Source organism: Rhizobium rhizogenes NBRC 13257, assembly GCF_000696095.1.
Taxonomy (GTDB): domain Bacteria; phylum Pseudomonadota; class Alphaproteobacteria; order Rhizobiales; family Rhizobiaceae; genus Rhizobium; species Rhizobium rhizogenes.
Genome location: NZ_BAYX01000003.1, coordinates 12,855 through 37,970, shown reverse-complemented (window position 1 = coordinate 37,970; position 25,116 = coordinate 12,855). Strand labels below are relative to the sequence as shown.

The window sequence follows — 25,116 nt, the reverse complement described above, 5'->3', positions numbered from 1 at the left end:
GATCAGCTCTTTCCGGCTGCGTGCGGTGTCGAGACCGCGGCTTCCTCAGTCCACAGTCGTCTGTCGTGCGGAATCGGCGCGTAATCGTGCCATTCTACCAGCTTGTCGCGGTAGGCCTGCCGATAGGCCCGATCGTCCGAAAACGCGATATTGTCCTGAACGAGGTCCACCCCAATATCGTAATAGATGTCGAGATTGCTCAGGTCCGGCACCGGTGTTTCGCCGCGTTCGCACTCTGCCTGCATTTGCCAGAAAAGCTCTTCGAGGCGGCGTGCAAGCGCCGGAATGTCACGCAAAGCGGAAGTCTCTCTTTTCGCCTGCAGCGACTCGCGGATCTCCCTCAGGCTTCTGGGGTTGTTCGCAAAGCCGATTGCCCTTTCGATATAGTCCTCTGGGTTCGAGCAGATCAGCTCCGGCACGCCGGCGGCGGCAACGATGCTGTGGCAGAAGCGGGCTGCAAAGCTCTTGCCGGGGAATGTCAGGACAGGCAGTCCCATGGTCAGAGCATCGCCCGCGGTTGAGTGTGCCCCGTAGGGGAACGTGTCGAGGAACAGGTCGGCAACCGCGATCCGGGCGAGATGCTTCGCATTCGGCGCCTTGGGCGCAAAAATCAGCCGCTCCGGCGCAACGCCGGCATTCTCCGCCAACTGAAGCAAGCGTTTATCCACATCGTCGCCGCCGGTGAGCAGCCAGAGCACACTACCGGTCGTTCCGGAGAGAATCTTCATCCAGTGCGCAAAGGTTTCCTGCGTGATCTTCTGCATGCCGTTGAAGCATGCATAGACGAAAACGTCTTCCGGCAGGCCGGCTTCGGCGCGGGACGGCCTTTCGGCGATCACCCGCTTGCGATCGATCGGCTGGTTACAGGCGATCCGAAGGACTTTCTCCGAAAAATAGATCTCGTTCTCGGGCGGGATAATGTGTTCGTCTGCGATGATGTAGTGATGGAACGGGCTGCCCATCGTACCCGGATAACCGCAAAAATTGACGACGACCGGCGCCGGCCGATAGGCGAAGATCTTCGTCCGGGCATGCTTGGTATAGCCGTTGACGTCGACGAGAATATCGATGTCGTCGTCGGCGATCTGTCTTGCCGCATCCGCATCGCTCAGCGCGCCGATATCGCGCCAGCAATCGACGACGGCTTTCATGCGTGCCTGGGTCGCATCTCCCTGCACGGGATCGCCACAATAATAGGCGTAGATTTCGACGCTCCGCTTGTCATGCAGCTCCAGCACTTCCCTGAGCGCAAAGCCGACCGCATGGTCGCGCAGATCCGAGGAAACATAGCCGACGCGAAGGCGTTGGCCGGTTCTGGTCTTCTGCTTCGGCGTCTTGCGCGTGAAGCCGCTGGTATCGGGACGTCCGACGAAAGACTTATTATAGCGGTAGGCCTTGGCCAGCTGGAACAACGGATCGTCGGAAAAACAGGCGAGCGTCAGCGGCGACATGGCATCGAGCAGATGGCGGATGGAGACATGGTCCGACGAGACCAGCGTCGGCCATTTGCATTGACGCTGGCGCAGCGCACTCCAATGTTGCCCGGCTTCCGTCTTGTCGGGCCGCAGTTCCATCGCTTGCCACAAGGTGGTTTCCGCATCTTCCAGAAGACCCGCGTTTTCCATGACGCGGCCGATGTGCTGAAGCGCCAGGAGGCGATGTGCGAGCCGGTCGGCCGTACTGTCGGCGGTCAGCTCCACGAAGCTCCGCCATTGCAGGATTGCCTGAGTGGCGATGCCGCTGTCTTCCAGCGCCCGTCCAAGATTGATATGCGCCGGCCCGAAGCGCGGATCGAGTTTCAGGCACGCACGCAACGCATGTATAGATCCCGCGACATCGCCTAATTGCCGGAGGGTCACCGAATAATTGAAATAGACGAGATGCAGGAAGGGATGGCCCTCGTTGAATGCGATCCAGACCTTGTAGACCTCCGCCGCCTCAAGTTTTTGTCCGGCCACGCTTCGACCTTCGGCGAATTGGAACAAATCCGTGAAGGAAAGGCGCTGGGTGCGCGCGAGCTCCAAAATTCCGGCAACAGACGGAACAGGAGTCAGAGCTGATGCTTCATTGGTGACCATGGACACATCCCACGATTTAACGGCCGGCGTTGCAGCCATTTGCGAAATGGCCGCACAGTTATTAACTCTGCTAGCTTGCTCTAAGCATGTCACGCGCCGCCCGTTGAAATCGGCCGGGGCCTACCGGCCATCAACAGATTTCGTCCGGCCTGGGATGATGCCGGGAAAACTGCGCATCCCGGATCAACGTCAAACGGCGCCCTCTTCGTTTCGGAGACGCCGTCCGGCTTCGTTGAGACCGCAATTGCTCAGATGCGGAGATCAGGCGCCCACATAAACCGAAATGACAGCCGCAATCTGGTCGGAACTCAGATATCCCATCTGCGATTTCATGAGAGCACCCAATTGCGCACTCGACAGGCTCGCAATGTCCTGTGTCGACAATCCCGCTAAACCGGTTGAGCTGAACGACGCGATATCGGCGGTCGAGAAGGTTGCCAGCTCCTGGGTACTCAATGCCGCAACCTGTGCCGAAGTCAGCCCGGCGACCTGGCTCGGGGTTAAAGCCTCGGCCTGCTCTGTCGTCAGGGAGGCAATCACTCTCGTGCTCAATCCGGCAATCGCGCTGGAATTCAAGGCGACGATGAAATCGGTCGAAAACAGCGCGATGTCGTCCGTATCCAGTGCGGCGAGCTGCAATGCGTTCAGGGCATTGACCTGCGTCGTGGACAGGGCCACGATCTGGTCGGTGCTCATGGCCGCCACCTGGCTGTAACTCAGCGAAGCGACTTGGCTCGTCGTCAAAATAGCGATCTGCGCGGTCGAGAGGGCAACGATAAAGTCCGTGGACAATCCCGGTATCGCATTCGAGCTGATGGCAACGAGTTCGTCGGTCGAGAAGGTTCCCAGATCTTCCGTTGTCAGGCCTGCGGCGCCCGAAGAACTCAGCGCGGCAATCTGCGTGGTGGAAAGCGCTTCGATCTGATCGATACTCAACGCCTTGACCTGAGCGCTGCTGAGGCCTGCGACACTTGCCGTACCCAGGGCGGCGATTTCAGCCGTGGAAAACGACGCGATGAAGTCCGTGGACAATCCCTCTATGGCACTTGAGCTGATCGCGGCAATATCGGCGGCCGAGAAGGTTGCCAGGTCAGCCGTGGTCAGGCCCGCGACGCCAGTCGACGTCAAGGCGGCAATCTGGGTGGTGGAAAGAGCTTCAACCTGCTCGACGCTCAGGGCACCGACCTGAGCGCTGCTGAGGCCAGCGACGCCAGCCGTGCTCAAGGCTGCAACCTGCGCCGTCGAGAGGGCCGCGATATCGGCGGCGCTCAGGGCGGCAACCTGCTTGGAACTGAGCGCACCGATCTGCGCCGTCGTCAGCGCCTCGACCTTGTCGGTATTCAGGGCGGCGATCTGCGCAGTGGTGAGGCCCGTGATGCCGGCCGTGCTCAGGGCGGCAATCTGCACAGTCGATAGAGCCGCTATAATGGCTGTGGACAGCCCCGATATGGCGCTCGAACTGATGGCTGCGATATCGGCGGTCGAAAACGCAACGACCTCGGCCGTCGTCAGGACGGCAATCTGCTTGGAACCAAGCGCGCCGATCTGCGCCGTCGTCAAGGCGTCGATCTGGTCGGAGCTCAATACGGCGATCTGCGCAGTGGTGAGACCTGCAATGCCGGCCGTTCCCAGGGCAGCAATCTGCAAGGTCGATAGACCCGCTATTGTCTCCGTGGACAATCCCGATATGGCAGTCGAACTGATCGCCGCGATATCGGCGGTTGAGAAAGTGTCAAGATCGTCTGCCCCAAGGGCCACAATCTGCTTGGAACTGAGCGCGCCGACCTGGGTCGGTGTCAGGGCCTCGGCCTGATTGGTGCTCAAGGCCGCAATCTGGTCGGTGGTCAGACCCGCGATGCCGGCCGTGCTCAGGGCCGCGATCTGCGCCGTCGACAGGCCCGCAATGCCGACGGTACTTAGGACGGCAATCTGCTTGGAACCAAGCGCGCCGATCTGGGCAGTCGTCAAGGCTTCGAGCTGGCCGGTGCTCAAGGCGGCAATCTGGTCAGTGGTCAGGCCCGCGATGCCGGCCGTTCCCAATACCTCGATCTGGTCCGTCGAAAGCGCTGCTATGGTGCCCGTCGTCAGTCCCTGTATGGCACTCGAACTGATCGCCGCGATGTCGGCGGTCGAGAAGGTCTCGAGATCGTCGGTCCCCAGGGCCGCAATCTGGGTCGAGCTCAGCACCGCGACCTGAGGCGTCGTCAAGGCCTCAGCCTGGTCGGTGCTCAAGGCGGCAATCTGCTCGGTGGTCAGACCTGCAATGCCGGCTGTGCTCAGGGCTGCGATCTGTGTGGTCGAGAGGGCTGCGATGTCGACGGTCGTCAAGGCGGCAATCTGCTTGGAACCAAGCGCGCCGACCTGGACGGTCGTCAAGGCTTCAAGCTGGCCGGTGCTGAGAACCGCGATCTGTGTGGCGGAAAGGCCTGCAATGCCAGCCGTGCCCAATGCCGCGATCTGCGCCGTCGAAAACGCCGCCAGCGTATCCGTGGACAATCCCGTTATGGCGCTCGAGCTGATCGCCGCAATGTCGGCGGTCGAGAAGGTCTCGAGTTGGTCCGCTCCCAGGGCGGCAACCTGGGTCGAGCTCAGCACCGCAACCTGCGTCGTCGTCAGGGCCTCGGCCTGGTCGGTGCTCAAGGCGGCAATCTGCGTCGCGCTCAGGCCCGCAATACCAACCGTGCTCAGGGCCGCGATCTGCATGGTCGAGAGGGCTGCGATGTCGGCCGTCGTCAAAGCAGCAACCTGCTTGGAACCAAGCGCGCCGATCTGGGCCGTCGATAGGGTCGCGGCCTGACCTGTGCCCAGAGTAGCGATCTGCGCGGTGGTCAGGCCCGCAATACCGGACGTGCTGAGCGCGGCAACCTGCGCAGTCGAGAGGGTCGCGACAACAGCTGTGTTCAGGGCGGCGACCTGCGTCGAACCAAGTACCGCAACCTGCTTGGTCAGCAAGGCGTCGACCTGGCTGGTGTTCAGGGCGGCAATCTGTTTGGTGGAAAGTCCGGCAACGCCGGACGTGCTCAAGGCCGCGATCTGCCCGGTCGAGAGAGCAGCTATGACAGCCGTGGACAATCCCGATACGGCGCTTGAGCCGATCGCCGCGATATCGGCGGTGGAGAACGTGGCGATATCGTCCGTATCCAGAGCCGCAAGTTGCGTAGAACTGAGCGCCCCGACCTGGATCGTCGTCAGAGCCTCGGCCTGAACGGTACTCAAAGCGACGATCTGCTTGGTGGAAAGTCCGGCAACGCCGGACGTGCTCAGGGCCGCAATCTGATCCGTCGAGAGGGCAGCTATAACAGCCGTAGACAATCCCGATATGGCACTCGAGCTAAGCGCCGCGATGTCCTTGGTCGAGAAGGTCGCTATGTCTTCCGTATCCAGGGCCGCAAGCTGCGTAGAATTGAGGGCCGCGATCTGTGCGGTGGTCAAGGCTTCAAGCTGGCCGGTGCTTAGAGCCACGATCTGGGCGGTCGAAAGACCCGAAATGCCAGCCGTGCTCAGGGCTGCGATCTGCGCGGTCGAGAGGCTTGCTATGACTGCAGTGGTTAGTCCCACAATGACACTTGAACCGATGGCCGCGATATCCTTGGTCGAGAAGGTCGCTATATCCTCTGCGCTCAAAGCTCCAACCTGTTTGGAACTGAGAGTTCCGACCTGAGTGGTCGTCAGGGCCTCGGCCTGTGCCGTGCTCAGAGCGCCAATTTGTTTGGTGGAAAGACCGGTAATGCCGGACGCGCTCAGGGCCGCAATCTGCGCGGTCGAAAGGGAGGCGAGAATGCCCGTACTCAGGGATGCGACCTGCGTCGAACTCAACGCCGCAACCTGCTTGGTCAGCAAGGCGTCGATTTGACCTGTGCTGAGGGCATTGATCTGCTCGGTCGAGAGGCCGGCAATGCCGGCCGTGCTCAGGGCCGCGATTTGATCCGTCGAGAGGGTCGCTATAGCGGCCGTGGACAATCCCGATATGGCGCTCGAGCCGATCGCCGCGATGTCCTTGGTCGAGAAGGTCGCCAGATCATCTGTCTCCAGAGCAGCAATCTGGGTTGAGCTCAGCGCCGCGACTTGGGTCGTCGTCAAGGCTTCCGCCTGCGCTGTGCTGAGGGCGGCGATCTGGTCGGTGGTCAGGCCGGCAATGCCGGATGCACTCAGCGCGGCGACCTGTGCGGTGCTGAGGGCGGCGATAACGGCTGTGCTCAGGACCGCAATCTGTGTCGAGCTCAGCGCCGCAACCCGCCCGGTAGTCACGGCAGCGATTTGCGCCGTGCTGAGGGCAGCGATCTGGCTGGTGGTCAGACCCGCAACGCCGGACGCACTCAAGGCAGCGATCTGATCCGTCGAGAGGGCCGCAATAACGGCTGTGCTCAGACCCGACATGGCCTTGCTGGTGATCGCCGCGATATCGGCGGTCGAGAAAGTCGCGATGTCATCAGCGCCCAGAGCATTGATCTGGGTCGAGCTCAGCACTGCGACCTGGGCCGTTGTCAGGGACTCTGCCTGCGCGGTGCTAAGGGCGGCAATCTGGCTGGTGGTCAGACCTGCGACACCGGACGCACTCAGGGCCGCAATCTGCGTGGTGGAGAGAGATGCGATAATATCCGTGCCCAGGGCGGCGACCTGCGTTGAACTCAGGACGGCAATCTGCTTGGTGAGCAGGGTTGCAATTTGCCCGCTGCTGAGGGCGTCGATCTGTGTGGTTGTCAGGCCCGCTATGCCGGTCGTACCGAGGGCCGCGAGCTGATCCGCTGAGAGAGCGGCAATGATCGCCGTGCTCAGGCCCGGCATGGCTTTGCTGCTGATCGCCGCGATATCATCGGTCGAGAAGGTGGCGATGTCATCCGTCTCCAGAGCAGCGATCTGGGTCGAGCTCAGCGCCGCGACCTGAGCCGTCGTCAAGGCCTCGGCCTGTGCCGTGCTCAGCGTATCAATCTGGTCGGTGGTCAGACCGGTGATACCGGCCGTGCTCAAGGCCGCGATCTGCGCGGTGGAAAGGGATGCAACGACTTCCGTTTCCAGGGCGGCGACTTGCGCTGCACGCAGCACCCCTACGCGAGCGGTGGTCAAGGCCGCAATTTGCGCCGTGCTCAGCGAGGAGATCTGGTCGGTGCTCAGACCGACAACGCCGGCGGAGCTCAGGGCTGCGATCTGCCCCGTCGAAAGAGCTGCGATGACAGCCGTGCTCAGGCCCGCTATGGCCTTACCGGTTATCGCCGCGATATCGGCGGTCGAGAAAGTCGCTATGTCATCCGTCCCGAGCGCGGAAAGCTGAGTTGAACTCAGCGCTGCGGCCTGGATCGTCGTCAGGGCCTCAACCTGCGTTGTTTTCAGGGCAGCGACCTGGTCGGTGGTCAGGCCGGTAATGCCGGAAGTACTCAGGGCGGCGACCTGTGCAGTGGACAGGGATGCGACAACATTCGTGCCGAGGGCGGCGACCTGCTTGGAACTCAGCACCGCGACTTTTGCGGTGTTCAAAGCAGCAAGCTGACTGCTGCTCAGGGTCGCGATCTGACTGGTCGTCAGGCCAGTGATTGCGCTCGTGCTCAGGGCGGCAATCTGCGCAGTGGACAGTTCTGTGATAAGGCTCGTGCTCAAGCCCGATATAGCTTTGCTGGTGATCGCCGCGATATCGGCGGTCGAGAAGGTGGCGATGTCATCCGTTCCCAGCGCGGAAAGCTGCGTTGAGCTGAGCACTACCACCTGAGTCGTCGTCAAGGCCGCCGCTTGGCCGGTCGTCAGGGCTGCGATCTGGCTGGTCGTCAGACCCGCGATCGCGCTCGTGCTCAAAACCGCAATCTGACCTGTCGTCAAGGCTGCGATCTGGCTAGCGCTCAAACCAGACATGGCTTTGCTGGTGATCGCCGCGATATCATCGGTCGAGAAGGTGGCGATATCATCCGTCCCCAGCGCCGCAATCTGGGTCGAGCTCAGCACTTTCACCTGAGCCGTCGTCAGGGCCTCGGCCTGCGCCGTGGTCAGGGCATCGATCTGGCTCGTCGTCAGGCCTGCGATCGCGCTCGTGCCCAGGGCTGCAATCTGCACGGTGGAAAGCGCCGCGATATCGTTCGTCTCCATCACCGCAACTTGCGATGCCTTGAGGGCGCTGAGCTGGGTCGTCGTCAAGGCGGCAACCTGCGCCGTGCTCAAAGCGACGATCTGGGTCGTCGTCAGGCCCGCGACGATACGCGTGTTCAGGGCGCTTATCTGATCCGTCGAGAGGGCGGCGATCTGGGCCGTCGTCAGGCCTGCAACCGTGCTCGTGTTCAGGGCGGCGATCTGATCCGTCGAGAGGGTTGCGATAGCGGCCGTGCTCAAGCCCGCTATGGCTTTGCTGGTGATCGCCGCCATGTCGGCGGTCGAGAAGGTGGCGATATCATCGGCTCCCAGAACGGCAATCTGGGTCGAACTCAGCGCCTTCACCTGCGAGGAGGACAAGGCCTCGGCCTGCGCCGTGCTGAGGGCAGCGATCTGGTCGGTGGTCAGGCCGGTAATGCCGGCGGTGCTCAGAGCCGCAACCTGCGCTGTGGAAAGGGATGAGACAATATCCGTTCCCAGAACCGCAATCTGCTTGGAACTCAGCACGACGATCTGGGTCGTCTTCAATACCTCGACCTGCGCCGTGCTCAAGGAGGCAATCTGATCGGTTGTCAGACCCGTAATGCCGGCCTTGCTCAGCGCGGCAATCTGATCCGTCGAGAGGGCTGCGATACCGGCTGTATCCAAGCCCGCTATGGCTTTGCTGGTGATCGCCGCCATGTCGGCGGTCGAGAAGGTGGCAATATCATCCGTTCCCAGCGCGGCAATCTGTGTCGAACTCAGCACCGCGACCTGGATCGTCGTCAGGGCCTCGGCCTGCGCCGTGCTCAGGGCAGCGACCTGGTCGGTGGTCAGGCCGGTAACGCCGGAAGTACTCAGGGCTGCAACCTGTGCGGTGGACAGCGCCGCGATATCGTTGGTGCCCATCACCGCGACCTGCGATGCCTTGAGGGCACCGAGCTGGGTCGTCGTCAAGGCGGCAACCTGCTCCGTGCTCAAAGCAACGATCTGGGTCGTCGTCAGACCGGCGATCGCGGTCTTGCTGAGGGCCGCGACCTGCGCGGTGGACAGCACCGCGATATCGTTGGTACCCATGACCGCGACTTGCGATGCCTTGAGGGCACCGAGCTGGGTCGTCGTCAGGGAAGCGATCTGCTCTGTGCTCAAAGCGACGACTTGACCGGTCGTGAGGCCAGTGATGGCGCTCGTGCTCAGCGCCGCAATCTGCGCCGTAGAGAGAGCTGCCAGAAGGCCCGTTCCAAGGCCCGCTACGGCTTTGCTGGTGATCGCCGCCATATCGTCGGTCGAGAAGGTGGCGATGTCATCCGTCCCCAGTGCCGCAATCTGGGTCGAGCTCAACACCTTCACCTGCGAAGAGGACAAGGCCTCGGCCTGCGCCGTGCTCAGGACATCGATCTGGCTGGTCGTCAGGCTCGCGATCGCAGTAGTGCTGAGAGCAGCAATCTGCGCGGTGGAAAGCGCTGCGATGCCTTTCGTGTCCATGACCGCGATTTGCGCCGTCTTGAGAGCGGCGACCTGGGCCGTCGTCAAGGCGGCAATCTGCGCCGTGCTCAGGGCTGCGACCTGGGTGGTGGTCAGGCTCGCAATGCTGGACGTGCTCAACGCAGCGATCTGATCCGTCGAGAGAGTTGCAATAGAGGCGGTGGATAGACCTGATACCGCCTTATTGGTGATCGCCGCCATATCGCCGGTCGAGAAGGTGGCGATATCAGCCGCGCTTAAAGCTGCGACTTGCGATGAGCTAAGGGCAGCTACTTGCGATGAACTCAAGGCTTCCGCCTGATCCGTCGTCAGGGCGCTAATCTGCGTGGTGGTGATCGCCGCGATCTGCAGCGAGCTCAAGCTTTCGATGTCAGACGCCGTCAGAACTGCCAATTGATCCATGGTCAAACCAACGATGGCAGTTTGTGAAATAGCGCTTAGCTGCTGGGAACTGAGGACTTCGACATCTTCCGTGTCCAACGCAGCGATCTGAGCTGACGAAAGCACATTGATCTGTTTTGTGGAAAGCGAGGCCACGTCATCCGTCGTCCAAGCCGCAACCGCTGCTGTGGAAAGCGACCTGATCTGACTGGTGCTCAGGGAGGAAACGATCGAAGTCATATGTGAGAACTCTTGCGTTAGGTAATACAAAAAAGTCCAGCACCTCGAAGGCTGGCACCGCCTGCTTGGCCAGACTCTGAAAGAACTAACGGTATTGAAATTCACCGTCCGGCAAAGGGCAGCATAGTCAAATTGGCTTGCCCGAACCTGTGGTTGATATGCTGTCGGCGGTTGGAGCGGCTGCCGCTCTCGGTGGGGCGTCGCCAGTTTTCGATTGACATGGACGCAGGAGAGCTTCGGGAAGACGTTCAGCCCAGCATTGCGGCGGCTGATTTCCATTCCCTCAAAGAAAGTTGATCAGGTTCAAATTCACCATGAATCAGAGGATGACCAAGGTAATATCTGTGCGACATTGTGCGCCCTGCCTTAGGCGGCGATTGCTTGTGCTCAACGGATCATAATATCAAAAGGGAAGAGCCTGCCGATCGTGGCCATGACGCATCGGCTAAACCATCGTGTCGGCGGCATCGCTTGGAGAACTATGATACCGAAACTCCCCCGACAGCTATGGCTGCTGGCCGCCATCGCCTTTGTGAATTTCCTCGGCTTCATGGTGACGCCATTTCTGGTGCTCTACCTGACGAGTGCCGTCGGTCTATCCATTGAGACGGCGGGGATCATCCTCACCGTTTTCGGGCTCGGCAGCATTTTCGGCGCATGGGCCGGAGGTCATGCCAGCGATCGGATAGGCTCGGAAAACGTCCTGATTCTGAGCTTTCTTGCCAGCGCCGCCACCCTGTTTCTCATCCCTGCCCTCGGCGACAGCATGTCGATCGGTGCCGCTGTCGCGATCATGGCATTTGCAAATGGTGCATTTCGGCCGGCCTATGATGCCTGCGTGGTTCGCCTGTGCCCGGAAGACGAGCGCTCGCAAGCCTATGCGATCTATGTCGTGGCGATCAATGTCGGCGCCGGCATGGCCGCGGCGATGGCGGGACATTTATATGCGCGTCAACCAAGCCTGATATTCTTCATCGATGGCCTTACGTCTGCCGTCGCGGCGATTGCCGTTCTTGTTTTCCTGGACAGATCGGTACCGCGTCATGCCGCTCCCGCGGTAAAGGCGGATACATCGAAGCCTGCGGGATTGCCCTATAGAAATATGGAGTTCCTTCTTCTGTGCCTGGCGGCCTGCGTGCTCGACATGGTGGGGCGCCAGACCTCTTCCACCCTGCCCCTTTTCGTCACCTCCTATTACGGCATGACGCCGGAGGAATACGGAAACCTGCTGACATTGGGGCATTTCGTTTTCGCAGCCGCCATACTGCCGGTGAGCCGTTGGGCCAAATCGAAAAACCACATGACCGTGGTGCTCATCGGGATGATGATCGTTGCCGTCAGTTTCGGGGCATTGCCTCTCGGCGGGAGCGTGACCGCTCTGGTCACTCTCTACCTGCTGCTGACGGCCGGACAGCTGATGTTCTATCCCGCCATCATGGCCATGGTGATGGGACAAGCCGCGCGCAGCGGCGGCAAAAGCGGCGCCTATATGAGTTTCTACCGCACGGCTCAAGCCGCGGCCGGCATTGTGGCACCGGCCATCGGCACGTTCATCTACGTGCATTTCAGCGCATCATCATTGTGGTTGGGCTGCTCGGTCATCACAGCGTTATGCGCGATCCTGCTTGCTATGCGGTTGATGCTTCGCGTTTCACCGGATCGCGGGGCACTCGAACCCTAGATCAAGGTAGGGTGAGATCGTCGATGAGGTAATGCTTAAGACGGCTGCAGCGATGTATTGAGCGACAGGAGCAACTGTCTCTTCGCAACCTCGAAGGCCTCCGACGCTCGATCGCGTTTCCTTGGCAGGTCGATCTTGATCTCATCGAGAATACGCCCCGGCCATGGCCGCATGACGATGATCCGGTCGGCGAGAACAAGGGCCTCGTCGATATCGTGCGTCACGATAATGAGCGTTGGGCGGGTCTCGGACCATATGTCGAGCAGGTGGTCCTGCAGGTCGGCGCGCGTGAAGGCATCCAGAGCGGAGAAAGGCTCATCCAGAAGCAGCACTTCCGGTTGGGTGACCAGTGCGCGGGCGATCGCCACCCTCTGGGCCTGGCCGCCTGACAATTCCCTAGGCCAGCGACGGCCGAGTTCCGCAAGGCCGACTTTTTTCAACGCAACCTCGACCCGGTGACGACGGTCATCGCCCTCGAGTTCGGCAAGCCCGAAGCCGACATTGTTGGCAACACTCAGCCAGGGCAGAAGACGGGGTTCCTGAAAAATGAGATTGATCAATGGATGCGGCTTGACGACCGGCTCGCCATTCAGCTCGACCGTCCCGCGCGTGGGTGTTTCGAGACCGCTGATCAGCCGCAGCAGCGTACTCTTGCCGCAACCCGATCCGCCGATGACGGCAACGATCTCGCCCGGCGCCAGATTGAGCGAGAAGCCTTCGAGCGCGCGAACGCCATTCGCATAGGTCTTTCCGAGGTGTCGCAGCGTCAGCATCGGCTCACCCCTCCCGCCTGTAGCTGTCCTGCCATGTCAGGAAAGGCGTCGTCACGGCCAGCAGCAGACTGTCCGTCAGCTTGCCGATGACCGCGAATGTAATGATGGCAGCCATGATCTGGTCGGGCTTGCCCATCTGTTGACCATCGACGAGAAGATAGCCAAGCCCCTCCGAAGCGCCCATGAATTCGGCGGCGACGACGAACATCCAGCCGAGACCGAGACCGGATCGCAAGGCGGTCACATAGGCGGGGAAAACCGTTGGCAGCATGACCCGCCGCACCAGCGCAAAGCCCGATAGCCGGAAAATCCGCCCGACCTCGACGATCTTGCGATCGACCGAAAGGATGGCGGCCGATACGCCGAGATAGATCGGAAAGAAGACACCGACGGCGATCAGCGCCACTTTCGATGCCTCAAAGATCCCGAACCAGAGGATGAACAAAGGCACCCAGGCGATCGAGGGAATGGAACGAAGCGCCTGTAGCGACGGATCGATCAGCCGGCGCGCAAGTCCGAAATACCCTGTCACGGCTCCGGCAATCGTGGCCGTCACGGCGCCGATGATGAATCCGAAGAATACCCTGACGGTGGTGATGCCTATATGGGTGAAGAGTTCACCGGACTTCGAAAGCGCCCATAAGGTTGCGGCAACCTTCGACGGCGGCGGCATGAGACGACCGGAAAACCAGCCGGCCGCAACCGCGACTTCCCAAAACAGCAGTCCGAGGGCAGGTAGGATGATGGCGACCGTCGCCCTGCCGCCTATTCCATAAAACGCAGACGCCGCGACTGAACGCGACGCCTTTGTTTCCGTTTCGATGCCGGTCCCGGCCAAGTCTGCCATAGCGTTGCCTTGGGTCTTTACTGCGTTTTCCCGACGGCGAAGCGATCGTCGATCAACTCGTTCGTGACTTTCTGAATATCGACATCAGCCGGAAGGACACCCGCACTCTGCAAGGCAATACCGGCTTTCGAGATCGTATCGCGTTGCAGATCGCCAATCGTCGACTGGGAGATGTCCGTGCGCTCAAGCTGCTTGGCGATTACGTCGTCCGGCAGCTTGGCAGCTTCGACCAGCGCCGCCTTCAATGCAGCGGGGTTGGCGATCGCGTCGGCCCGCGCCTGCTCGTAGACGGCAATGACGCGCTTGACGATATCGGGATGTTCGGTGGCGAAAGTCTCGGTGGTGTTGAGTACGCCCCATGTGTTGTTTTCGGGCTTGCGATAGAAGAGCTTCGCCTTGTCCTCCACCTCGGCGGCCGCCATCAGAGGATCGAGACCTGCCCAGGCATCGACGTCACCGCGTAGAAGCGCGAGCTTGCCGTCCGCGTGCTGCAAGAGAACCAGCTTCACATCCGTCTGCTTCAACCCGGCATCCGCCAAGGCACGGACGAGAAAGATGTGCGGATCGGTCCCACGGGTTACCGCGATCGTTTTGCCCTTGAGATCCTGAACGGTGGAAATCGGACTATCGGCCCGGGTGACCAAGGCTGTCCATTCGGGGCGTGAGAAAACGTAGATCGATTTGATCGGGTTGCCGTTGACCCGGGCGATCAATGCCGCAGCACCCGCTGTCGAACCGAAATCGATCGAGCCGGCATTCAGGAACTCCAGCGCCTTGTTCGAGCCCGCGGATTGCACCCAGCGGATGCTGATATTATCCTTGGCGAATTCCTTTTCGAGCAGGCCTTCCTTTTTCAGGAGAAGCCCGACGGGATTGTAAGTCGCCCAGTCGATCCTGATCTCAGAAAGATCAGCCGCTTGGGCCGAAGCCAGCCCGAAACCTAAAGCCGCGACGACACCGATCATTGCCGAACGAAACACGCCCATATCCATCCCCTCTTCCTGGCCATTGCCATCGACACTTTGGAAACACCCTACGGGTATGAGCGCCGGGGCGTGAAAGCTGTAATGTCTATTTCTATAGAATTTATAGGAATATTTTTCTCAATCGAGGTCATGCGATTGGCCGCACGTTCATCGAATATTGCAAGCGCCTTGCATCTGAAGCTGAATTTGGGTAAATTCGGATCAGATATTTGCTCCTTTTGAGCCCCTATTCTGGAAAATGACTGGTCGCTAACTATTTGAAGTTTCGCTATAAGTTTTCCGAGCGGAAGCAAAAGCGGCGCTAATTTCCACTATGGCTACGATTAAAATGATGCCCCATCGTCATTGGTTGGCATCTGGTATCCATCGTGACAGCTTTTTGAGTCAGATGAGGCTCCATCCTTCGAGAGACCAGCAGCCCCATATGCATTGATATCCCTGTTTCGACGAACGGCGGATAGCCTTCGTAGATATGAAATTGGGAAGCGAATGGAGCGCGCCGGATTGGCTTCATCGCAGCTCTGATCTCTTCGGTGATGATCATCAAGATGCCTTCCTCGCCTCGGCGTCACGACCCCGCATCTGCGCCATCAGCATCGGCCCGAGGGAAAACTCGCCTCGACGTGCCCTTGAGGTGAGATTGCGCAGATAGCCACCGGCTGAGCTGATATGCTGCGCTTTTTCGAGGAGGCAGGCCATGACGACAGCCGTGCTTTCCGGCCCCATGGTATCGCAAGCATCTTGATAAGCGCTGGATGTCACACCCAGCATGGTTCGAACGACAACGGCTGCTGTCATCAGCTCTCGCCAGCTGGCAATCGCACCGGAAGGGCCGTAATTGGTGATCTCTGGGCAGGCTCGCAGCACCGTTGCTAACGGATAGGCTTTGATCGGCTGCTGTGAGGGTTTGCTGATCTGCTCGGCCGATTGGTCTGGTTCTGGGGCTGTTGCAGTCTGAGGGCTCGCTTCAGATTCTATTTGAGATTCGGTATTTGAATTCTGTATGTGCCGGTCATTTTGGACATCATTGGCAACTGATTTTTCGGAAATCAGCTTTGTTTCCAAAAGGTTGATGATCTCATTGCGTAGCATTTCCATTTCTTCGGCGATGGGAGCGATATCCACGGCTGTTGGCGCGCGTGGCAGGGTGTTGACCAGGCTGAGATAATGTCTCTCGATCGCCTGCCAGTTACCGGGAACGCCTTCTTCGATCGCGGTGCCAATCAGCTTGCGAACATCGCGGCGGCAAATGGTGAGCTTCTCCTTGGCCTGTCGGAGATGTTTTTTCTCGACGGCAATCTGCTGCGCCAGATCCGCAAGCTCCTCGGAACGGGCAAGGAGCGGCGCCAGATTGAAGCCATAGGCGTCTTCGACAGCCCCTGCCCCATCCTTGCGGGCGAAACGTTTGCCGTTCGGGCTATCCTTGCGCAGGATCAGGCCGGCCTCGACCAGGGCAGCCAGATGCCGCCGCAATGTCGTTCCGGTAATGCCATGGGCGCGAACGGTGAGCTGATTGTTGGACGGAAAGACCACCAGCCCGGCGTCTTCGCTGAGTTCCTTCTCGGGGTAAAACGTTAGAAGAGCATTCAGAACCGCCAGTGTGCGATCTGAAATGTTGAGCAGGGGTCTTGCTTCGCAGACATTGCGAAACACCTGCCACTTGTCGACAGTTTTACCTTGTCTGATGGCCGTTGCCTTGATCTGATTTCTCATCAAGGCAAGCGACATCGACCGCCGCCCGAAGGGCGTCGTGATATGCATCTCCATTTCCTTCACCTTTCAACAGGCAAAAGAAAGCCGCTCACCAAAAACGGTGCCAAAGACTCTTGACTATGATTCGCGGAAATGTGATTCTCGTATTGCTACATACTGAGAAGGGCTTCCGCTACGGCAACGTTCGGGGGCCTTTTTCTTTTGCTATTCAGTCTCCTGTTACAGCTTGGTCTTGTGCTGCGCGGTCTGTTGAGATTGATCGAGATATTCCTCGTGCAATCCCTCCATTCGACGCAGCAGGTAATTCACGAAATCGTCTGGGACGGCTTTCGTGAAGGTAAGCTTGGTTCCCGCCTTGGCGTAGTTCACGATGGCAAGGGTCATTCCCTTGGAAACGACCTCCTGAGCGCGATCCGCAGGGGCTGTAGGGGCATTCTCGGCCTTGGAAACGGCATTCAACACGGCCGCGAACCTGTCATCGCTAGACAGCGACTGAACCGTCAGCTCTTCCAGCAGCCGGTCCGTGACCGTTTGGGCTTTGGCATTGGCGCTCCAGCGTTCGGCCAGTTGCGCCCAGCGCCGGCGGCCGGTCTCGGGAGCAGCACCGATACGCGTCAGGACCGTATTCGGGAAAACCTTGGCGATCTGCAGCATTTCGGAAACATGCGACTTGCCGGTTGCGAGCGATGAGCAGATCACCTCGCGCTTGAAGCCCGCCTCTTCCTGGCTGAGAGCGAAAACGCATTTCTCAATGAAGGACAGATCGTCGCGATTGGCATTTTCTTCGCCCTGGATAACGATTGCCTGTTCGTCCGTGAGATCGCGGACGATGGCGCGGAACTTGATGCCAAGAAGCTTTGCAGCGGCAAGGCGGCGTCGTCCGAAGACGATCTGAAACCGGCTGCCCTCGCCCGGCATGGGCCGAACGAGACCAGGCGTCGTTTGCCCGTGTTCGCGCATGGACTGCACGAGATCCTGAAGCCTGTCGGCGTCATAAGCTCCGTCAAATCGATCCCGAATGGAAGACGGAAGGACCGCGTCCACGTCGAGCTGGATGATGTGATCGGCACCCTGCAGCAGCTTGTCGGCAAGCTCGCCACGTTCCTGCAACTGCCGAACGCCGGCGGCGACCTTCAGAAGATGCGGCGACGGCGATGTCGTTGCGGCGGGTACGGATGGAGTGTCCTGGCCGAGACCGATCAGGACATTGGCAAACATGCCTTTGGAATCTTTCCTGCTCATTCGCGTCCCCATGCTCTCGAAAGAAGCTCTTCGATTTCGGCATTTGCCGCATTGATCGACTCAATCGCCCTGTCATAGGTTTTCGGGGCGGAAAATCTCGACCGCTGCACCTCGTAAAGGCTCTGTTTCCAGGTCAAGGCATCGGCAACCGCGGTCGATTTGATCACGGAGTTAAGCAACAGGTCCTCGCCGAAAACCTGCCGCATCAGCGCCGTCATATTGGCCTGGGGATGGTCGTTCGGTTCGAACTTGGTGATCAGGAACTTGGCGAAATCCCATTGCGCCGACGTGCCGACCTGTTCGAGGATCTGCATGTAGGATCCGGCGAGTTCCAGAAACTTCGCTGTGGAATCCACATCGAGCATATGTGCCGGAACCGGGATCAGGACGCCTGTCGCCGCGGTCAGGGATGACAGGGTGAGGAAGTTCAGCGACGGGGCCGAATCCATCAGAATGATGTCGTAGCGATCAGCCACCTGCTCCAGTGCCTGCGATACGCGCAAGAGGAAGCTCGTGCCGCCAGACTTGCGCATTTCAAGCGCAACGGCGGTTTCGAACTCCGTCAATTCCAGGCCGGCGCAGATGACATCGAAGCCGGCGATGTGGGTCTGATGAATGACCTGCTCGGTCGGGATCGGATCCTCGAAGCGGATGGCGGAATAAAGCGTATCGCCGTCACGATAATCAAAATCCGGCAGACTACCATGCAGGCTGGTCAGCGATGCCTGGGGGTCGAGGTCAACGGCCAGCACGCGGTATCCTCTCAAGGCCAGATAATGACCGAGATGGATCGTGGTGGAGGTCTTGCTGGAGCCGCCCTTGAAATTGGTGATTGCCAGGATCTGGCATTGCTCCTCGCCTACCCTGCGCGGGTTCATCCACTTTTTGCGGCCGTTCTGCGCCAGGTGCATACGCAATTCGAGGATCTGCTCGAGCGTATAGAGACGCCGCCCATTGGCGACTTCCGGCGTCGGCCCCTGCTCTTTCAGCGAAACCTGCCTGATATAGGCTTCGGTCACGTTAAGCAGCGCGGCAACCTCGGGAGAGGTGAACTTGCGCATAGTGCGTCGGGCATGGGGGGGGAACTGGGCTAGGCTGAGATTGCCCAATGCGGTATCCAGCTTCGCAGAGAATGTCTGCATGAAGGCGAGGCTGCTCAGATGTCGGGTCATGGTTTTCTCCCATTTTTGGCCACGTTACTAAGCGCCTTTATGGTTGGGTTTTTGTGACTGGTTTCTTTATTTACGCAGAAAGTCGGTACTACCGGCATTTTCCGTAGATAAGAAGTACTCCGATTCTATGATTCGGGGCAACCAGGCCTAAAATAGCGTTCCCCGCGGGGAACTTTCGGTCCATCGCTGTCAATTATGCGTCGTCGAAAACGAGTTCCCCGCGGGGAACGCTGGCCGATATTGGCATCTTCGGTGGTTGGTGCGCAAACGGTGATAGCGGCATCCGTTCCCATTTATGTCGGGCGGCGTTCGTCAGGCGAGTGGTCGCTGCGAATTGGCTTTGCGATGCGTTCTCCTCGTCCGTGAGGTCCGGCCCGTCGATGTCGCAACGATCTTCTGTTTTCCCCCGATCGTCATGGTCCTCAATTCGCTGGTAAACAATGCCAGTGTTGCGGGATTGATCTTTGGCGCGTGAATCGTAGTTGAAGGATCGCTAGCGCTCTATTGTATCTGCGCTTGAGACTCGCATTGCCATTTAAAACTGTCCGATCGGGACGCATGGCGGAAGCGCGGGGAAGTCTTCCCGCCAGGCAGCGTCATGCTTGTTGGAGAAAGATGAATGTCCGAAGACATCAACCGCCCTCGCCGCCGCTTCTTTGGTATCGCCGCCGGCGCCCTCGCTGCCAATCAATTGGCTCTGCCCGGCTCTGTCGCGGCGCAGTCCAATGAGACAAAGCCGGCGGTCAAATCCGGAGGTGGCGCGTCGTTCGCTTCTCTGAAGCAGATTGACGCCGGGGTGCTGACCGTCGGATATGCGGAGGCAGGCCCCGCCGATGGCGCTCCGGTCATTCTGTTGCATGGCTGGCCCTATGACATCCACAGCTTCGTCGATGTTGCTCCGCTGCTCGCATCACGAGGCTACCACGTGATCGTTCCCTATCTGCGTGGTTACGGGACGACAGGCTTTCTTTCGAGCGAGACTGCGCGCAACGGTCAGCAGTCGGTCGTGGCTGTCGATATCCTCGCCTTGATGGATGCACTGAAAATTCCGAAGGCGATCCTCGGCGGCTTTGACTGGGGTGCGCGCACGGCTAACATTCTGGCGGCGCTCTGGCCCGAGCGTTGCAAGGCGCTGGTCTCCGTCAGCGGCTATCTGATCGGCAGTCAGGAAGCCAATAAGATGCCGCTGCCGCCGAAGGCGGAGCTTCAATGGTGGTACCAGTATTACTTCGCCACCGAGCGCGGGCAGGAGGGCTACGATAAATACCGGCGCGATTTTGCCAAGCTGATCTGGCAGATTGCCTCTCCGAAGTGGGACTTCGATGACGCGCAGTTTGATCGCAGCGCCGCAGCCTTCGACAATCCGGATCACGTTGCCATCGTTATCGACAATTATCGCTGGCGGTTGGGACTGGCGAGAGGCGAGCCGCAATATGATGATCTGGAGAAGCGCCTGGCAATGGCGCCGGTGATCAGCGTGCCCACGATCACCCTGGAAGGCGACGCCAACGGCGCGCCGCACCTTGATCCCGCTTCCTACCGCGGCAAGTTTTCCGGCAAGTATGCACACCGGATGATCGATGGCGGCATCGGCCACAATCTGCCGCAGGAGGCGCCGCAGGCCTTCGCGCAAGCGATCATCGACGTTGACGGCTTGTGAGCCTTCAGCAGGATCGATGGGCAATGGCAGAGAATGCCAATGCCCATCCGGTTCCATTGGTGCGACGAAGACGGCGCAATGAGGTTCACGTTGCGCCGATGTCAGCATGTCTGTTTGGTAAAGGAAATTTCGATTTGGCGTGGCGCGCGGAATTCGTATCTGTTGGCACAGATCCATTGGTCGCGACCTGTATGCGATATTGAGGCTACTGGATCACTTCAGACAGGGACGGGGAGGTGAGGGCCGTCGGCTCGGGGCGGCTGTGAGCGGCGTCCGGGCGAGGTCAGATCGTCGAGTATTCGATTGGGATAGGCCATCGTTTCATCCAAAGGCAGTAGACGATCGGCTCCGTTCGCGACCACATGAATGATAAGCCCGATTTCCGCCAATGAGGTCTTTCCGGCAACCGGGCCGCCAGTCCGAAGCCGGCGGCGTTCAATCGGTCGGTGTCGTCTTCTGCTGGTTCGGTGATCATCAGCTGCGTCTCGTTCCCGGATTCGGCGCCGAGGCCAAATCCGAGCTGCGGCGGCGATATCGATGCAGGCGGTAATCGCGGTTTGATCGCCGAGACAGGCTGTCGCGAGCGCGCTCATGAGGCTGCCGAGGTTGAAGAACGAGGCTTACTGATCTGCTTTTGGCTTTCGGGCCCGAAACCGTCGCTGGCCCCCTCGAGAAGGAAATAGCAATAACGGAAGTGAAGACACTTTAAGCTTCTGTTTAAAGTCGGGATGTGAGCAACCCTATGGACTTCATCATAAGGCGGTGGAGGATTGCGGAGGGCACATGAGGGTTAGTGGAGCAGATTAGGTGGCGCGACTCGAATTTGGGGAGCGAACGGCGAGCGTCAAGTTTAGCCAGTAATAACTCTGCGCCCTGGGCAGGAAACTGGGTGCTCAGCCACATGAGCGCCTCATATGCGACCGCAGTGCTGTAACCCCGGCCTTAACGCGTGCAGCTCGTCGACAAGCCCGCCATCTGTGCCAGCACATTGTTCATTCGCCGTCGAAAGGGGAATGGTGCGGCAAGCTTCAGATCATGATGAAGCTGCGTCACACTCTGTCCGGCCAGGATGCCTACTTGACGGCAAGTACCCGGCCCGGGCCATGTACAGCAGCGAAGAGCAAACCCGCTACGAAAACAAAGTGATCCACGAAGAAGCCGAATTCAGCTTGGTTGCCGGCCCAACGTGCAGGACCATGGAATGAGAATCCGAGGAAGATGACATAAACGGCAGCAGCGAGCGCGGCCGGGGTAAACAACGCACCGGTCAAGAAAGCGATGGCAAGCAGCACCTCAAGGATCGCGGCGCACCAAGCCAAGAACAATGGGAACGGGAAGGCGGCGGCTGCGATGTAGCCGGCAGTCGCGCCCATATCCATGAACTTGAACGAGACGGCCATCACGAAGACGACGGTGAAGATCAGGCGAGCGATGAGAATGGCAGCGGTCTGCCAAATTGATTGAGCGTTTTCCACGATATTCCTCCAGGTTGACGCGGTTGATGCTCCAAGGACGGCCAACAGAAGGTGATTCCGACAATGGGGATGGAAATTATTTGCCGGTGCTGATCCCCTGCAGCCTGAGCAAGTAGTCGGAAGCGCTCTTCCTAAGGTTAAAGCCTTACGTCCTCTCGGCAGGGGCCGAATTGCAGAAAGCATTGCGTTGCCCCCAATCCACATGAGGGTGTGTGGCAAAGATGAACGCCATGCGCTCAGTCAAAGAAGAAGCATGGCTACTCGCGCATCGTCCAGATAGCCTCGCTCGGAACTCGGGACGACAGCCCGCGGCTTGTTCAGTGCCGGAATCTCATTCTAATCGTCCGACATGAGGCCGCGGGCTTGGCTCTGTCTGCCTGTCACTGTTGTTTCCGCACGGTGCCAACAGTCAGCTGACCGTTGCTCCCATCGGATAGCTTCACCTTCCCCCACGCCGACATGAGGTCCGGCGCTCTCGTGACCACGGCCTGCCCAGTACGACCGTCCGAGCATTTGACGAGAAGAGTAACTGTCGGGCGCCGGTCCTTCAGGTCGTAGGTACCGGAGCATTTTACCGACCGCCGCGACGACTTGACCGAGAATCGGCCGTTGCCGCGCGATGCTATTGTCGAGCCTTTGAACGTCTCGCCCGAGTCCATTTTCGCCAAAAGCGGAAGAACGATATCACTTTGTCCATCGCCCTGTGGCTTCCGTGGGCCAGAACCTGCAATTCTCAAAGCCCTCGCAATGCTTGGAGCCATAACACGACTTGCGGCAAACTGAACGTAGTCGTCGTAGGGGATGGCACCCTTGGCGTAAGCGGTGAGGATTCGGCGGCAAAACTCGCGACGGACATTGGCCGCGGGAACGTTCATGAGCTTCGCAAATTGCTCTGTCGCTTCCGGCGTGATGGCACCGTGGCTGCATTGCTCGATGTTCCAGTTGAGAGCCGCGGGATCGCTCAGTCGATTTTTATCATATTCATACCCGCCCTTGCTTGCGACCGGTGCGGCGTTTGCCGACACGGAAAGAGCCGCCATCGTGATGGCGGCCAAAATCATAAGCTTTCTCATTCTGCCCCTTTTTTTCTCTTAGTATGTTTCGCGCTCGCGCATGGTCTCAGGTGAGATCTCAACGACGGGCGAAAACAGATATTCTGAGATTCGACGCCTGCCGGTCCCGATTCCCCTATGATTCCTAGCATCTCCTCATACGTGCATTATTGTCTGAAGTTAATCGAGTCTTCTGGCGCGCTGGCGACCATCTGCCGCCAGAGTGGTTCGAAGAGGGCTTGGGATGTCAGCACAGAATCATTGCCGCCATTGGCTTCGGGCCGAGGCTGGATGTAGAAGTGCAAAACGTTTCAACAGGAGATCTGATTCCGTGCGGTCGAGATATGCTCTCTTGAGTATCGTCAATACTCTCAGCCTTTGCACCGTCGCCGTCGTCCTCTCAGCATCGCCGCAGTTATTTGCGGCTGGTCGACAAGCGGACATTCCGCCGTGGCTTACGCCTCATGTCGGCGAAGGTGACGGCCAGATCGCCTCGCCGGTCCTGCAGCGGGCGCGCGCGCTTTACATGCGCAAAGTAAGCGAAGGTAAAGTCAGTAATCCTTGCTACTTCGCAATGGACGCCACACGCCCGAACGATCTGGGCGACGGCAAATCGGGCGGCCGCTTTTACACTGTCTGCGAAGCCACCCAGACGTTTCGTGTGATTTCGTCCGGGCACGGCAGCGGTCGCGATTTGAAGGGCGTTGTTGATTTCGGCAATGGCAGAGAGTGCGCCCGGAACTTCGGCAATGCCATGGATTCGAACCTGACCGCCGGCGGTGCCTATATGACGGACGAGACGAAGACGACGTTCAAGGGTTACTACCGCGTCTCGGGAACGAAAGATGCGGCCTTGCTTCGCTCGTTCATCCAATTTGACGGCGAGGGCGAAACGGCAAATGCACGACAGCGCGCCATCGGCGGGCACGCAGCCGCTGTCGTGGCAGGCGTCTGCCTGAAGAAAAATCCTGAAAGCCCCTACGCAAATCGCGATGGATATGTTCCGCTTGGAAAGCTGGTGGAATATGCGGGTGGCCGCAGCGACGGCTGCACCAGCTGGACGGCATCGGACGCCAGCCAGATCCTCTCCATGGTGAAAGGCAATCCGACGACGCTCTACATCTATCCTGAGTCAGCCGATATAAACGCCGTCGCCAAAGCTGTGGCGAGCGGCCGCTCGCCATCGAAGGCCGGCTTGTATTGGAACGATTCCTGCTTGAAGGAAATCGGCGCTCCGAAGTTCTGGTCGAAAGAAACCCTGGAGCCAATCATTGCCCAATACAAAATAGATCATCCGGCGCCGCCACCGCGGCCAATACCGATTTGCAACGCGCCATAAGGTTTGTTTCCCAGCGGGGTCTCCCGCTATGTGGGTCTGCATGGAAGCACATGTTACAAAGAATGAGTCCGCGGGCCTCTTTCGCAAGATCAGTGGTCGCTTCTTTCGTTCGGTGCTGACCGAACGCCTTGATCATGTGCTCGATCCTCCCGAGGCATCCAGCGCGGGACGCTATCACCGCCTCGGTCAGGCGACACTTTATACGAGTGCTTCACTCGAATGGTCAATCATCGCCATCTCCGGCTACATGCGCGAAGACCAGCGTCCGCGCGTTGTCGTACCGCTTCTTGTCAGTGATGCGATCGTGGTCGATCAGCATGACCGGCAGGCTTGTGAACAGCTCGGCATTGATCGGGGACTATCCAATCTGTCCTGGCGGTCCGCTTTAGCGGACGGTCAGGAGCCGGCGTCATGGCGCAATGCTGATATAGCCAGAGCAGCCGGCGCTGACGGGATAATCGACCGGTCACGATTGATACCCGGCGGTTGGCATCTCAACCTGTTTCGCTGGAACGCGCTCGGTGGCCCCTCGGTCGAGGTTTGCGGTGAGCCTGTCGAAATCAAGCTGTCTGAAAACGGTCCGAAGTGGGGGCTGTAGCTGCGGCGCTATGCGCGTGTGCCGTCCGGGTTCCAGGGAAGCGGCGGTTCAACGACGACTTGGAGACCACGCTTAACGAACGCGTCGCGTAATAGCATCGCAGATGTTGCCGTCACAGCCTGGGCTACCGGCAAATCTTGATCGACGACCAGGCGAGCCTGAATGACGCCAATTCCAAGAACCGTCGAAACATCCAGGATCGTCTTTGAGCGCAGTCGATCGGCTCGATCCAGCCGCACCGTATAGGTTGTCTCGTCAAACGCGGCATGATCTCTATTGGTCGTCGCAACGGTCCATCCGCAATTGTTGCAGGTAACATTAAGGCTCATGCCTTGGACCCAGA

Annotated in this window: 16 protein-coding genes; 4 read left to right on the top strand and 12 right to left on the bottom strand. The window is 59.3% G+C overall.

Going from position 1 to position 25,116, the window contains the following annotated elements; genetic code table 11:
- Positions 1-2: 2 nt before the first annotated feature.
- Together RRH01S_RS07100 and RRH01S_RS07095 are read right to left on the bottom strand one after the other, a co-directional pair.
- Positions 3-2,078, bottom strand: coding sequence for an O-linked N-acetylglucosamine transferase, SPINDLY family protein (locus tag RRH01S_RS07100; protein ID WP_080705415.1), 2,076 nt, complete (start codon positions 2,076-2,078; stop codon positions 3-5).
- 261 nt (positions 2,079-2,339) lie between these two features.
- Positions 2,340-10,235, bottom strand: coding sequence for a hypothetical protein (locus RRH01S_RS07095; RefSeq protein ID WP_042470620.1), 7,896 nt, complete (start codon positions 10,233-10,235; stop codon positions 2,340-2,342).
- A gap of 481 nt (positions 10,236-10,716) precedes the next feature.
- On the opposite strand from RRH01S_RS07095, the gene RRH01S_RS07090 reads away from it, so the two are divergent.
- Complete coding sequence (locus RRH01S_RS07090; RefSeq protein ID WP_042470615.1) at positions 10,717-11,916, top strand: MFS transporter; 1,200 nt, start codon at positions 10,717-10,719, stop codon at positions 11,914-11,916.
- Between the two features lie 35 nt (positions 11,917-11,951).
- Here RRH01S_RS07090 and RRH01S_RS07085 read toward each other — a convergent pair whose 3' ends face one another.
- The 7 genes from RRH01S_RS07085 to repA form a co-directional block, all read right to left on the bottom strand.
- Positions 11,952-12,689, bottom strand: a complete 738-nt coding sequence (locus RRH01S_RS07085) for an ABC transporter ATP-binding protein (protein WP_042470613.1) — start codon at positions 12,687-12,689, stop codon at positions 11,952-11,954.
- A gap of 4 nt (positions 12,690-12,693) precedes the next feature.
- A complete protein-coding gene (locus RRH01S_RS07080; protein WP_042470611.1) occupies positions 12,694-13,536 on the bottom strand; it encodes an ABC transporter permease in 843 nt (280 codons plus the stop codon).
- A gap of 17 nt (positions 13,537-13,553) precedes the next feature.
- A complete protein-coding gene (locus tag RRH01S_RS07075) occupies positions 13,554-14,522 on the bottom strand; it encodes an aliphatic sulfonate ABC transporter substrate-binding protein (protein WP_007688725.1) in 969 nt (322 codons plus the stop codon).
- Positions 14,523-14,823: 301 nt separating this feature from the next.
- On the bottom strand, positions 14,824-15,066 hold the full coding sequence (locus RRH01S_RS07070; RefSeq protein WP_042470607.1) for a hypothetical protein: 243 nt from the start codon (positions 15,064-15,066) through the stop codon (positions 14,824-14,826).
- Positions 15,066-16,283, bottom strand: a complete 1,218-nt coding sequence (gene repC / locus RRH01S_RS07065; protein ID WP_110924601.1) for a plasmid replication protein RepC — start codon at positions 16,281-16,283, stop codon at positions 15,066-15,068. The genes RRH01S_RS07070 and repC overlap by 1 nt, the downstream gene beginning before the upstream one ends.
- A 171-nt stretch (positions 16,284-16,454) precedes the next feature.
- Entirely contained in the window at positions 16,455-17,477 is a 1,023-nt protein-coding gene (gene repB, locus RRH01S_RS07060) for a plasmid partitioning protein RepB (protein ID WP_042470601.1), read from the bottom strand.
- Positions 17,474-18,649 (bottom strand): plasmid partitioning protein RepA, encoded by a 1,176-nt coding sequence (gene repA / locus RRH01S_RS07055; RefSeq protein ID WP_007688717.1) that lies wholly within the window; start codon positions 18,647-18,649, stop codon positions 17,474-17,476. The genes repB and repA overlap by 4 nt, the downstream gene beginning before the upstream one ends.
- 619 nt (positions 18,650-19,268) lie before the next feature.
- Here repA and RRH01S_RS07045 point away from each other — a divergent pair.
- On the top strand, positions 19,269-20,309 hold the full coding sequence (locus tag RRH01S_RS07045) for an alpha/beta fold hydrolase (RefSeq protein WP_007688715.1): 1,041 nt from the start codon (positions 19,269-19,271) through the stop codon (positions 20,307-20,309).
- Between the two features lie 1,073 nt (positions 20,310-21,382).
- Here RRH01S_RS07045 and RRH01S_RS07040 read toward each other — a convergent pair.
- Positions 21,383-21,784, bottom strand: a complete 402-nt coding sequence (locus RRH01S_RS07040) for a DoxX family protein (RefSeq protein ID WP_174010411.1) — start codon at positions 21,782-21,784, stop codon at positions 21,383-21,385.
- A 380-nt stretch (positions 21,785-22,164) separates the two neighbouring features.
- On the bottom strand, positions 22,165-22,845 hold the full coding sequence (locus RRH01S_RS07035) for a hypothetical protein (protein WP_234711658.1): 681 nt from the start codon (positions 22,843-22,845) through the stop codon (positions 22,165-22,167).
- 322 nt (positions 22,846-23,167) lie between these two features.
- On the opposite strand from RRH01S_RS07035, the gene RRH01S_RS07030 reads away from it, so the two are divergent.
- Together RRH01S_RS07030 and RRH01S_RS07025 are read left to right on the top strand one after the other, a co-directional pair.
- Entirely contained in the window at positions 23,168-24,175 is a 1,008-nt protein-coding gene (locus RRH01S_RS07030; protein WP_007688708.1) for a hypothetical protein, read from the top strand.
- Between the two features lie 40 nt (positions 24,176-24,215).
- Entirely contained in the window at positions 24,216-24,773 is a 558-nt protein-coding gene (locus RRH01S_RS07025; RefSeq protein ID WP_229202657.1) for an RES family NAD+ phosphorylase, read from the top strand.
- 8 nt (positions 24,774-24,781) lie between these two features.
- Here the strand turns inward: RRH01S_RS07025 and RRH01S_RS07020 are convergent, their stop codons facing one another.
- Positions 24,782-25,102, bottom strand: a complete 321-nt coding sequence (locus RRH01S_RS07020; protein ID WP_131596202.1) for a hypothetical protein — start codon at positions 25,100-25,102, stop codon at positions 24,782-24,784.
- Between the last annotated feature and the right edge of the window lie 14 nt (positions 25,103-25,116).